General features: G+C 64.2%; 7 protein-coding genes, 1 rRNA gene and 1 pseudogene. 5 read left to right on the forward strand and 4 right to left on the reverse strand.

Annotated elements, in window-relative coordinates; all coding sequences use genetic code 11:
• Nucleotides 1-191 precede the first annotated feature (191 nt).
• Nucleotides 192-1680: ribosomal RNA gene (locus ACQR0W_RS29610) — 16S ribosomal RNA — on the reverse strand.
• 802 nt (nt 1681-2482) lie between these two features.
• Between ACQR0W_RS29610 and ACQR0W_RS29615 the strand changes: the two genes are divergently transcribed.
• Entirely contained in the window at nt 2483-4546 is a 2064-nt protein-coding gene (locus ACQR0W_RS29615; RefSeq protein ID WP_315718088.1) for a M23 family metallopeptidase, read from the forward strand.
• Nucleotides 4547-4645: 99 nt separating this feature from the next.
• On the opposite strand, the gene clpB is transcribed toward ACQR0W_RS29615, so the two are convergent.
• Nucleotides 4646-7285, reverse strand: a complete 2640-nt coding sequence (gene clpB / locus ACQR0W_RS29620) for an ATP-dependent chaperone ClpB (RefSeq protein ID WP_316171777.1) — start codon at nt 7283-7285, stop codon at nt 4646-4648.
• Between the two features lie 223 nt (nt 7286-7508).
• Between clpB and ACQR0W_RS29625 the strand changes: the two genes are divergently transcribed.
• Entirely contained in the window at nt 7509-8294 is a 786-nt protein-coding gene (locus tag ACQR0W_RS29625) for an MOSC domain-containing protein (RefSeq protein WP_315826651.1), read from the forward strand.
• A 198-nt stretch (nt 8295-8492) separates the two neighbouring features.
• Here the strand turns inward: ACQR0W_RS29625 and ACQR0W_RS29630 are convergent, their stop codons facing one another.
• Nucleotides 8493-9149 carry a TIGR02594 family protein gene (locus ACQR0W_RS29630; RefSeq protein ID WP_315718092.1) on the reverse strand — a complete coding sequence of 219 codons (657 nt, stop codon included), beginning with the start codon at nt 9147-9149 and terminating at the stop codon, nt 8493-8495.
• 256 nt (nt 9150-9405) lie between these two features.
• Between ACQR0W_RS29630 and ACQR0W_RS29635 the strand changes: the two genes are divergently transcribed.
• The gene (locus ACQR0W_RS29635; RefSeq protein WP_316171778.1) at nt 9406-10266 is read left to right on the forward strand and encodes an alpha/beta fold hydrolase; all 861 of its coding nucleotides are present in this window, start codon (nt 9406-9408) and stop codon (nt 10264-10266) included.
• Between the two features lie 262 nt (nt 10267-10528).
• Here ACQR0W_RS29635 and ACQR0W_RS29640 read toward each other — a convergent pair whose 3' ends face one another.
• Nucleotides 10529-10948 (reverse strand): secondary thiamine-phosphate synthase enzyme YjbQ, encoded by a 420-nt coding sequence (locus tag ACQR0W_RS29640; protein ID WP_316171779.1) that lies wholly within the window; start codon nt 10946-10948, stop codon nt 10529-10531.
• Nucleotides 10949-11230: 282 nt separating this feature from the next.
• Between ACQR0W_RS29640 and ACQR0W_RS29645 the strand changes: the two genes are divergently transcribed.
• Both ACQR0W_RS29645 and ACQR0W_RS29650 read left to right on the forward strand, forming a co-directional pair.
• Nucleotides 11231-12052 carry an AfsR/SARP family transcriptional regulator gene (locus tag ACQR0W_RS29645; RefSeq protein WP_316187045.1) on the forward strand — a complete coding sequence of 274 codons (822 nt, stop codon included), beginning with the start codon at nt 11231-11233 and terminating at the stop codon, nt 12050-12052.
• Between the two features lie 190 nt (nt 12053-12242).
• Nucleotides 12243-12784, forward strand: a pseudogene (locus ACQR0W_RS29650) (hypothetical protein); the annotation flags it as partial.

Here is a 12784-nt window from a genome sequence, read left to right on the forward strand (position 1 = left end):
TGCAGCAACCGCGCAGCCCCAGGCAGCGTGTTCGTCCGCGAAGAAAGAGAAACGAAGACGGCGAAATCCCGCCAATGGAGCTCACATGGATCTGGCGATCCAGGCGGCCCCTGATGTTTCTAAAACAGCTCGATAGCTGACCGGTCCGAAGACCAGCCGATCCGAAGATCACGCTGAAGAGCCATCCTTAGAAAGGAGGTGATCCAGCCGCAGGTTCCCCTACGGCTACCTTGTTACGACTTCACCCCAGTCGCTGACCCTACCGTGGTCGGCTGCCTCCATTGCTGGTTAGCGCACCGCCTTCAGGTAAAGCCAACTCCCATGGTGTGACGGGCGGTGTGTACAAGGCCCGGGAACGTATTCACCGTGGCGTGCTGATCCACGATTACTAGCGATTCCAACTTCATGGGCTCGAGTTGCAGAGCCCAATCCGAACTGAGACGGCTTTTTGAGATTTGCGAAGGGTTGCCCCTTAGCTTCCCACTGTCACCGCCATTGTAGCACGTGTGTAGCCCAGCCCGTAAGGGCCATGAGGACTTGACGTCATCCCCACCTTCCTCGCGGCTTATCACCGGCAGTCTCCTTAGAGTGCTCAACTAAATGGTAGCAACTAAGGACGGGGGTTGCGCTCGTTGCGGGACTTAACCCAACATCTCACGACACGAGCTGACGACAGCCATGCAGCACCTGTGTTTCGGGCTCCGAAGAGAAGGTCACGTCTCTGCGACCGGTCCCAAACATGTCAAGGGCTGGTAAGGTTCTGCGCGTTGCGTCGAATTAAACCACATGCTCCACCGCTTGTGCGGGCCCCCGTCAATTCCTTTGAGTTTTAATCTTGCGACCGTACTCCCCAGGCGGAATGCTTAAAGCGTTAGCTGCGCCACTAGTGAGTAAACCCACTAACGGCTGGCATTCATCGTTTACGGCGTGGACTACCAGGGTATCTAATCCTGTTTGCTCCCCACGCTTTCGTGCCTCAGCGTCAGTATCGGGCCAGTGAGCCGCCTTCGCCACTGGTGTTCTTGCGAATATCTACGAATTTCACCTCTACACTCGCAGTTCCACTCACCTCTCCCGAACTCAAGATCTTCAGTATCAAAGGCAGTTCTGGAGTTGAGCTCCAGGATTTCACCCCTGACTTAAAGACCCGCCTACGCACCCTTTACGCCCAGTGATTCCGAGCAACGCTAGCCCCCTTCGTATTACCGCGGCTGCTGGCACGAAGTTAGCCGGGGCTTATTCTTGCGGTACCGTCATTATCTTCCCGCACAAAAGAGCTTTACAACCCTAGGGCCTTCATCACTCACGCGGCATGGCTGGATCAGGGTTGCCCCCATTGTCCAATATTCCCCACTGCTGCCTCCCGTAGGAGTTTGGGCCGTGTCTCAGTCCCAATGTGGCTGATCATCCTCTCAGACCAGCTACTGATCGTCGCCTTGGTGGGCCATTACCCCACCAACTAGCTAATCAGACGCGGGCCGATCTTTCGGCGATAAATCTTTCCCCGTAAGGGCTTATCCGGTATTAGCACAAGTTTCCCTGTGTTGTTCCGAACCAAAAGGTACGTTCCCACGCGTTACTCACCCGTCTGCCGCTGACGTATTGCTACGCCCGCTCGACTTGCATGTGTTAAGCCTGCCGCCAGCGTTCGCTCTGAGCCAGGATCAAACTCTCAAGTTGAACTTGAAGCTTTGAACCGGCTGATCACAACGTTTGACGAGGTCCCACCAATCGATCTCCACGCTTCACAGCGCGAAAACCATGGTGTTACCTTTGAAACATTGTCCGCCGAAGTCTTCTCGTCCGATCCCAGAACCAAAAGCCGAAGCCTTCAATCCCGAGACCCGCAAGGACTCCGCCGTCCACGTTTCTCTTTCTTCATCTTCACTTGTCAAACAGCCCGGGACCTCGGTCCCACCCTCGGATGGAGGGGCGCCCAACATCTTCCGACGTCGATGAGCAACCGGGTTTTACCGGTTGTGCATCACTCAACAGAAGTGAGGAGCAATATTGGCGCGAATGCTCGCCTCGGTGTGTCCCGAAGCGGCGCCGCGCTCAGTGATCGGGTTTATAGGGGGGGCCGATCGGGGTGTCAACGCCCAATGTCAACAAATCGTCGCATCGAATCATTTTTTTCCGGACAGCAGGAGAACCCCGACTTCTTGCGGACTTCGTGCCCCACTTGGGCCACAATCCTGCGACGATTTGTTAAGCATCGACCTGGGTTGATTTGGGTCCAGCGGGGACTGCCATCGATTCAAGGATGATCCAGATCAAGGAAGTGGCGAGCCCTTCGCCTGATACGGCCGAGACGACATCGAGAGATCCTGAAGAACAATAGCGGTTTGCGGATTCCGGCTTTCCAGCCAGAGAGTCTCGAACCGTCAGAAGCGCGCCATCATTCCGAGCCGTTTGTCTTGGACGTTAAGCCAACCGGCAGCTGAGTGATCTCGGTGCTGACTTTGAATTTGGGGGACGAAGGTTGAACCATCGGACGTCACGCGGGGGGTATGGACGCGAGGTCGGCATGATCGATCTCGGTCATGAGCCGCCGCTATCGGTCGATGGCTCCGAGGCCGCGGTGATCGACCGCCGCCGCGTTTCCGTACAATGGTTCTCTGGTACGATTCTGACGGGTCTATGCGGCGCAGCCCTCATCGGCGGCGCCGTTTTCGCCTCGCTCGACGGCGAAATGACCTTCGCGCGCATGCCGGAGCGGATGGAGAGCGCGCTGCGCGGCGCCTTCGGTGCCAATGACCGCGTCGCCACCCTGCGCAAGAGCGACCGCCTGCCGCCGCCGAGCGAAGCGGCCGCGGCCCGCAATGTGGTGCGCATCTCGACCGTGACCCGCGCGGGATCGCGCGAGCTCATCCGGGTCCGTCCCTATGTCCGGATCTCGGGCAACCTGTCGATGACGACGAGCGATCTTTCCGCCAAGATCCCGCCGTTCAACGCCCAGCGCCTGCTGAGCGACACCGACAACGACAAGACAGGGTCCGGCGAGGATCCGAACAATCCCGAGGCCGTCGAGCCCGACGCCGAGGTCTCGTTCGTGACCAAGGATCTCGCCGCGGTGCTCCCCAAGGCGAAGATCGCAACCTCGGTGGCGCTCGACGAAATCGTCATGCGGGTCCGTGATGCGGCGAACTGGCGCGGCAACAATGGCGGCGTACGCTACGCCTCGCTTGCCAATGCCGCCGCCGACGCGGCCGGCGCGCAGGCCGTCCAAGGCGGCGACCTGAAACTGTCCTATGCCAATGACGGCACCTTGCCCGATCCTTACGCCGGCTTCGAGACCCGGGTGGTGCCGGAAAATGTCACCTTGCTCCCCAAGACCAAGGACCAGATCACCGGCGGCAATCCACTCGGCGAGCGCGTCCACCTGGTCAAGAAGGGCGATACCGTCGCCTCGATCCTGCGCGACCAGGGCGCGACGCCCGACGAAGCCAAGGCGATCGCCGCCCAGCTCGGCCCGCGCGGCCGTGACGGCGGCCTGAAGGAAGGCGAGAAACTGCGCATCCTGATGGCGCCATCCAGCCCTGCCCCCGGCGCCCGGCTACAGCCGTTCCGGGTCATCGTCGCCAACGACACCATGATCGAGGCGGTGGCCGCGCTGTCGGACCTCGGACGATACGTCGCCGTGGACGCGCAGAGCATGAACACGGTCACCGAGACCGCCGACAACACCAATGACGAGGAGGATGACGGCACCGGTGTCCGCCTCTATCAGAGCATTTACGAGACGGCGATGCGCAACAAGGTGCCCGCGCCGGTCATCGAGGACATGATCCGCATCTACTCCTACGACGTCGATTTCCAGCGCAAGGTGCAGCCTGGGGATTCGTTCGACGTCTTCTATGCCGGCGACGACGACGACAAGCCTGGCAACAACGACAAGACCGAGGTGCTGTTCACTTCGCTGACGGTCGGCGGCGAGACCAAGAAATACTACCGGTTCCAGACCCCCGACGATAGTGTCGTCGACTATTACGACGAGACCGGCAAGAGCGCGAAGAAGTTCCTGGTGCGCAAGCCGGTCAACAACGCGATCATGCGCTCCGGCTTTGGCGGCCGCCGCCATCCGATTCTCGGCTTCGTGAAGATGCACACCGGCGTCGACTGGGCCACCGCCTACGGCACCCCCATTTTCGCCTCCGGCAACGGCGTGCTCGAGAAGGTCGGCCAGGAAGGCGGCTACGGCAAATATATCCGCATCAAGCACAACAACGGATACGAGACCGCCTACGGCCACATGTCGGCGTTTGCCAAGGGCATGGAGCCCGGCAAGCGCGTGCGCCAGGGCCAGGTCATCGGTTTCGTCGGCTCGACCGGCATGTCGACCGGCCCGCACGTCCACTATGAGATCCTCGTCAACGGCCGCTTCGTCGACCCGATGCGCGTGAAGCTGCCGCGGGGCCGGTCGCTCGAGGGCCCGATCATGGCCAACTTCGAGAAGGAGCGCGACCGCGTCGACCAGATGATGACCAGCCGCGGCACCGGCGCCTCGCGCATCTCCGACGCCGGCCCGATCCAGGTCAGCCGGTGAGCGAGACCCCTCGCCCCCCCAAAGGCGCGTTCAACTGAAAACGGCCCGCGCTGATCTCTCAGCGCGGGCCGCTTCCGTTTCAGTTCGGCGAAACGCCGCTCAGTTCAGCTTGCGCTTCGGGATCGGCGCCTCGAACGTCGCGATCTCGGCAGTGTGCGGCACCTTGCCGTTGAAGGTCAGCACATTGCCTTCGGCCGAGATCGTCATGTGATCGCCGTCCTTCACGTCTCCGGCGAGGATCATCTCGGCGAGCGGATCCTGCACGCTGCGCTGGATCACCCGCTTCAACGGCCGTGCGCCGTAAGCCGGATCCCAGCCCTTGGCGGCAAGCCAGTCGCGCGCGTCGCCATCGAGCGACAGCGTGATCTTGCGCTCCTCCAGGAGCTTCTGGAGACGTCCGAACTGGATCTCGACGATCCGGCCCATCTCGCTCTTCTGCAGGCGGTGGAACAGGATGATCTCGTCGACGCGGTTGAGGAACTCGGGTCGGAAATGGCTCCGCACCGTGCCCATCACCAGCTCGCGCACCTCCGACGTATCCTCGCCCTCCGGCTGATTGACCAGGAACTCGGAGCCGAGATTGCTGGTCATGATGATCAGCGTGTTGCGGAAGTCGACGGTGCGGCCCTGGCCATCGGTCAGGCGGCCGTCGTCGAGCACCTGCAAGAGAACGTTGAACACGTCCGGATGCGCCTTCTCGATCTCGTCGAACAAGACGACCTGGTACGGCCGGCGCCGCACGGCCTCGGTCAGCGCCCCGCCCTCGTCATAGCCGACATAGCCGGGAGGCGCGCCGATCAGCCGCGACACCGAGTGCTTCTCCATGTACTCGGACATGTCGAGCCGGACCATCGCGGTTTCGTCGTTGAACAGATACTCGGCGAGCGCTTTCGTCAGCTCGGTCTTGCCGACACCGGTCGGCCCTAGGAACATGAACGAGCCCATCGGCCGGTGCGGGTCCTGCAAGCCGGCACGCGAGCGCCGCACGGCGGTCGCGACCGCATGCACGGCTTCGAACTGGCCGACGACGCGCTTGCCGAGCGAGTCCTCCATGCGCAGGAGCTTGTCCTTCTCGCCCTCGAGCATCTTGTCGACCGGCACGCCGGTCCAGCGCGAGACCACCTGCGCGATGTGGTTGGCGGTGACCGCCTCCTCCATCATCTCGCCGGCATTCTCCTTGGCCTCGATGTCGGCCAGCCGCTTCTCAAGTTCGGGAATCCGGCCATAGGCCAGCTCGCCCGCCTTCTGATACTCGCCGCGGCGCTGCGCGTTGGCGAGCTCGATGCGCAGACCGTCCAGCTCGCTCTTGAGCTTCTGCGCGTTGGACAGCTTGTCCTTCTCGGCGCTCCATTTCGACGTCAGCGCCGCCGACTTCTCCTCGAGATCGGCGAGCTCCTTCTCCAGCGCCTGCAGCCGCGTCTTGGAGCCGAGATCGCTCTCCTTCTTCAAGGCCTCCTGCTCGATCTTGAGCCGGATGATCTCGCGATCCAGCGAGTCCAGTTCCTCGGGCTTGCTGTCGACCTGCATCTTCAGCCGCGCCGCCGCCTCGTCCATCAGGTCGATGGCCTTGTCGGGCAGGAAGCGGTCGGTGATGTAGCGGTTCGACAGCGTGGCCGACGCCACCAGCGCGGAGTCGGTGATGCGCACGCCGTGATGCTGCTCGTATTTGTCCTTCAGGCCGCGCAGGATCGAGATGGTATCCTCGACCGTCGGCTCGGTGACGTAGACCGGCTGGAACCGCCGCGCCAGCGCGGCGTCCTTCTCGACGTGTTTCTGATACTCGTCGAGCGTGGTCGCGCCGATGCAGTGCAGCTCGCCGCGAGCGAGCGCGGGCTTCAGCAGGTTCGACGCATCCATCGCGCCGTCGGCCTTGCCGGCACCGATCAGGGTGTGCATCTCGTCGATGAACAGCACGAAGCTGCCTTCGGCCGACGTGACCTCCTGCAGCACGGCCTTCAGCCGCTCCTCGAACTCGCCGCGATATTTCGCGCCGGCGATCAGCGCGCCCAGATCGAGCGACAAAAGCCGCTTGTCCTTCAGGCTCTCCGGCACGTCGCCATTGACGATGCGCAGCGCGAGGCCCTCGACGATCGCGGTCTTGCCGACGCCGGGCTCGCCGATCAGCACGGGATTGTTCTTGGTCCGACGCGACAGAACTTGAATGGTGCGGCGGATTTCCTCGTCGCGGCCGATCACCGGATCGAGCTTGCCGTCGCGCGCCGCCTGGGTCAGGTCGCGGGCATATTTCTTCAAGGCGTCATACGCATTCTCGGCGGTCGCCGAGTCGGCCGTGCGGCCCTTGCGCAGGGATTCGATCGCTGCGTTGAGGTTCTGCGCGGTGACGCCGCCCTTGGCGAGGATGCCGCCAGCTTCGCTGTTCTTCTCCAGCGTCAGGCCGAGCAGCAACCGCTCCACCGTGACGAAACTGTCGCCGGCCTTCTCAGCCGCCTTCTCCGCCGCGTCGAAGGCGCGCGCCAGCTCGGGCGACAGATAGATCTGCCCGGCGCCGCTGCCCGACACCTTCGGCAGCTTGCCCAGCGCATCCTCGGTCGCTTTCAGGATCGCACGCGAATTGCCGCCGGCGCGGTCGATGAGACCGCCAGCGAGTCCCTCGCCGTCGTCGAGCAGGACCTTCAGCAGATGCAGCGGCGAGAACTGCTGATGGCCGTCGCGCATCGCCAGCGACTGCGCCGATTGGATGAAGCCCCGCGCGCGCTCGGTATATTTTTCGATATTCATGATGTTTCCCTCAGCCTGCTGTGACGCCCCGAAGGCACGGTTTCAGCATCTTCATTGGGTTTCGGACCGCGCACGTTGACGTCCATCAACGCCGCAACCATTGACGTCGCCGGCTTGCGCCCGGCTTGAGTGGAAATGTGGGAAGGCGGTGCGAAAACGGAAGAGGCCGCTTCACAAATTCGTGTGCCCTGGCCGCGGCCAAGGGAATCTCCTATGAGGCGGCATGAGCCAGACCCCTCCCGCGCGCATCGCCGGCCTGTACCGCTATCCCGTCAAGGGCCTTACCCCGGAACCATTGCGGAGGGCGCCTTTGCGGGTCGGCCAGACCCTGCCGGCCGACCGCCGCTACGCGCTCGAGAACGGTCCCAGCGGGTTCGATCCCGCAGCTCCGGTCTGGAAACCGAAGACGGCGTATCTGATGCTGATGCGCAACGAGCGCCTCGCCGGCTTCAAGACCATCTTCGACGACGCGACCAACATCCTCACCATCCGCAAGGACGGCGCGATCGTCGCCCAAGGCGATCTCGAGAGCCCCGACGGCCGCGCGGCGATCGAGCGCTTCTTCGCAGCCGAGTTCGCCGCCGAGCTGCGCGGGCCGCCAAAGCTGCTGTCGGGCGGTGGTTACGCTTTTACGGATCTGGCGCGCAAGGTGGTCTCGATCATCAACCTCGCCTCCATTGCGGAGATCGAGACCTTGGTCGGCGCTCCCGTGCACCCGCTGCGCTTCCGCGCCAACGTCTACGTCACCGGCTGGCCGGCCTGGCACGAGACCTCGCTCATGGGCGAGACGCTGCGCATCGGCTCGGCGCGGCTCAAGGTCGTGAAGACCACCACCCGCTGCGCCGCCGTCAACGTCGACCCGGACACGGCCGCCCGCGACCTCGACATCCCGCCCGCGCTGATGACCCGGCGCGGCAACAATGAATGCGGCATCTATGCCGAGGTGATCGAAGCCGGCGATATCGCCGTTGGCGACGAACTCGCCGTGGAGCAGCCGCGGCTGGTGTAGTTCGAGCGCTGGCTGCATCGGCGGCGCGCCCCCTCTCCCGCTTGCGGGGGAGGGTGGGGGCCGCCCCACGCGAGATCTTCGTGTGGAGAGACTTCCCCCACCCGCATCGCATCGAAGATGCGATGCGACCTCCCCCGCAAGCGGGGGAGGCGCACACCGAGCGAGCCTCGACGGCTCGATTCATCAGTTCGAGATAGGTTAGTTCGGCATCACGTAGGCGTACACCCGCCCCCGCGACACCGCGCTCTCGCGGACACGGTTGCCGTTGTTGCCGGAGATGACGATCGGGTTGCCCTGGGCATCGACGCCCGACACCACGCCGACGTGGCCGCCGCCGCGGCGGCTCATCACCGCGATCGCGCCGACCTGCGGGCCGGAGACGCGCTGGCCATAGCTCGCGAACGAGCGCGCCATGTCGGAGCCGGTGCCGCGATGGCCGGTGCGCTCCAGCACCATGTTCATGAAACGGGCGCACCACAGGCTGCGCCGGCCGGTCGGATTGCCGCTGCCGATGAAGCTGCGCGCCGCGGAAACGACGCTGCTGCCGCCGCCGAAGCCGCCGGACGACGCCATGCCGTCGGACGCCGTTCCCGGCATCATGACGCTGGCCTGCGCGTCGGCAACGCCGCTCACCTGCACCCGCGCCACGCCGCGCTCCCAGCGCGACAGCCGGGCGACGGAACGCCGGTGGTGATGATGCCCTGCGTAGTGATGGCCGCCGTGGCTGCGGTGGGCATGATGCCCCGAGCCGTGATGCGGACGGGCCGATGCCGGTGTTGCGGTGACGGCGACGACTGCCGAGCACATGGTCAGCGCAACGACGTGAAGCGACCGGCGAAGGGTAGACACAACCATACTCAATCCTTCTGTTACTTCCCCCAGTACCCTGACTTGGCACCCCCTGGTCCTCAGCGCGGCCCCTCTGCAAGCCGCCAGCGGGGTCCGTAAAAAGTCGCGGTGTGACGAAACCATGACCTTCGGCGGCGAAAGCCTGGCGACGAGAGGGTGATTCCGGGTCTATCTTGGGGCGGAAACAAGGCTGCCGGCCGGGCCATTGTCGCGTGTCGCGCGACTCGTCAACATGCAGCACGTGACACGGGAGGAGCTGACGATGCCCCACGCAACGGCCAAAGACGGCGTTCGCCTCTATTTCGAAGAGGTCGGCGCCGGCACCCCGCTCATCTTCCTGCACGAGTTCGCCGCCGACCACACCAACTGGGAGCCGCAGTTGCGCTATTTCGCGCGCCGCCATCGCTGCATCGCCTACTCCGCGCGCGGCTACACGCCCTCGGAGGTGCCGGCCGCGCCCGACGTCTACAGCTACGTGCACTTCTGCACCGACGCCCTGGCGGTGCTGGACCATCTCGGCATCGACAGCGCCCATTTCGTAGGCCTGTCGATGGGCTCGTACTCCGCGCTGCAGGTCGCGCTGAACGCGCCCGGCCGCATCCGCTCGATGGTGCTGGCCGGCGTCGGCTCGGGCTCCGACCTCACGCAGCTCGACGCCTTCCGTGCCCAGTGTCGCGCCACGGCCGAGCAGTTCGAGACCCTCGGCTCGGCCGAGACCGCCAAGGTCACCCGCGAGGCGCCCGGCCGCATTCCCTTCCTGATCAAGGACCCACGCGGCCACGCCGATTTCTACGCCGCACTCGCTCGCCACGACGCCAGGGGCTCGGCCAACACCATGCGCGGCTTTCAAGGCGCGAGGCCCTCGATCTACATCATGACGGATGCGATCCGCCGCGTCGCCACGCCCGCGCTGATCATTTGCGGCGACGAGGACGACGCCTGCATCGAGCCGAGCCTGTTCCTCAAGCAGCACCTGCCGGCGTCGGGACTGACGTTCTTCCCGAAGTCCGGCCATGTGCTGAATCTGGAGGAGCCGGCGTTGTTTAATGAGGCCGTGGAGCGCTTCATCACCCTGGTCGAGGCCGGCCGTTGGGGCCTGCGGGATCCAAGGTCGATGGTGTGATGACCTCCGGAAGCGCCTCTCCTTCGTGGCTGAATCACCGACGCCTCGCAGCCCTGCATTGTCGTCCCTGCGAACGCAGGGACCCATAACCACCGGCTTCAATGGGACGATGGCTGGTAGTTGTGCCTCACCGATAGATTCCGCGGTATGGGTCCCTGCGTTCGCAGGGACGACAGCGGAGATTGTGGCACGGACCAGCCCGGCCGTGACGACATGGGTCAGTCGGAGGCGTCAACGCATCCGGAAACGGCGACACCGCCCCCTACTCCCCGATGATCTTGATCAGCACGCGCTTGCGCCGACCGCCGTCGAACTCGCCGTAGAAGATCTGTTCCCACGGACCGAAGTCCAGCCTGCCTTGCGTGATCGCGACCACGACCTCGCGGCCCATGATCTGGCGCTTCATGTGGGCGTCGGCATTGTCCTCACCGGTCCGGTTGTGCCGATAGCCCGCGACCGGCTCGTGCGGCGCCAGCTTCTCCAGCCACTGCTCGTAGTCGAAATGCAGCCCGCTCTCGTCGTCATTGATGAACACCGACGCGGTGATGTGCATGGCGTTGACGAGCACGAGCCCCTCGCGCACGCCACTCTCCTTCAGCGCCGCCTCGACGTCGCCCGTAATGTTGATGAAAGCCCGCCGGCCCGGCGTCTGGAACCAAAGTTCCTTGCGGAACGATCTCATGGGAACAATCCAATCTTCTGACCATGGCGAGCATGCGGCGCGACGGTGTCCGACCCAGAGTGTGGCGTAGCTCACAGCGTGCGGTTCCGGCTGCGCGCAGACTGGACCCGATGGAGTGCATACTGCAAGCCCAGGCGGCAGGGTCTCGCTTCGTCCTACAATCCAAGATTGAACCGAACGTTGCTCGGAAAGACTTAACTGCATTGCCGATCTCATTTCGACGATGACAACGAACAGCGTGGCGGCTCGCCGTTCGGCGACGACCGTGCAGACCTGATCGGGTTGCAGCCGCTCATTCTCATCGCACGAGAAGCTCGACTTCTGCAGGCCCGTCACCGATCGCAGCGAGTCGCCATTCAGAGGAGAGAGACAATGAGTCTGCTGCGTATCAATCTCTTTGGCGGTCTTGAAATCAGACGCGTCTCCGGCGAGCAGGTCGTCATCCCAAGCCGCAAGGCGGCAACGCTCCTGGGCTATCTCGCCCTCACCTCTCCGCACGGCATTTCACGCAGCAAGCTTGCCGCCCTCCTGTGGGAAGGCCGCTTCGGCGACAACGCGCGCGCAAACCTGCGCCAGGCGCTGTTGACGCTGCGCCGGGTGCTGCCGCAATGCACCGAGGTGATCTCGGCGGAACGCGACGACATCCGCATCCATCCGAACGCCGTCACGACCGACGTGCAGGAATTCGAGGTGCTGCTGCAGCTCGGCGATCTGGAAACCATGGCCCGCGCCGCCGCGCTGTTCCGGGGCGAGTTGCTCGACGGCATCAGCTCGACGTCCTGCGCGTTCGAGGCATGGCTCTCCGCCGAGCGTCAACGACTGAAGACGCGGGCGATCCGGGCGATCGCGGGCCTGCTGGACGTCGGCGGCCGGGAACATGTGGAGATCGCCACGACGTTCTCATTGCGTGTGCTGGCCGCAGATCCGCTGCAGGAGGACGTCCACCGCACCTTGATGCGCTGCTACGCGCAGCAGGGCCGCCGTGCCGACGCCCTGCGTCAATATGACTTCTGCCGCACCATCCTGCGCAAGCAGGTCGGCGCCACGCCGGAGAGCGAAACCGAGAGCCTGCAGCGCGAAATCAGGCGCATGCTACGCGTCTGACGATCCGCGTGACCTTGCTCCATGCGTTCCACACATGATCGACTTTGACGGCACTTTCACGCCCCGCTTGACACTTGCATCACGGCCACGCGCGCAACATCGCCCTCGATCGACGTCGCGCAGCAACTACGCCTGATGAGGTCAAGCGGCGCGCCGCTCGAAGATCAAACAACGAGCGAGGAGGCTCAACATGAGTGGCATGCAGCAGTCGACTGAGGACTATGGTCAATTGAATCCCGAAGGGATCTTCGGCTCCGTTCTCGGCAGGTTCGCCGGACAGGCGATCGGACGCCTGATCGGCGGCAAGACCGGCCGCGACTTTGGCGGCGCCATCGGCGGAATCGCGGGCGGGTTCGCGCCGTTCTCGGTCGGCCCCGGCACCGAGCAGCCGTCGGAGATGGAGTTGCAGGGCTTCTGGAGCGTGCTCAAGAAGATCGGACAGGGCGTCCAGACCGGGCTCAATGTCGGGCACAACCTCGGCATCTTCAGCGCCGGCCCGCAGGCCGCAGCCGCCGCGCAGCCGACCGACATGGAGCTGCAGGGCTTCTGGAGCGTGCTCAAGAAGATCGGACAGGGCGTCCAGACCGGCCTCGACGTCGGCCACAACCTCGGCATCTTCAGCGCCGGCCCGCAGGCCGCAACCGCCGCGCAGCCGACCGACATGGAGCTGCAGGGCTTCTGGAGCGTGCTCAAGAAGATCGGACAGGGCGTCCAGACCGGCCTCGACGTCGG

Origin of the sequence: Bradyrhizobium sp. HKCCYLRH1034, assembly GCF_051168375.1 — a bacterium.
Taxonomy (GTDB): Bacteria; Pseudomonadota; Alphaproteobacteria; order Rhizobiales; family Xanthobacteraceae; genus Bradyrhizobium.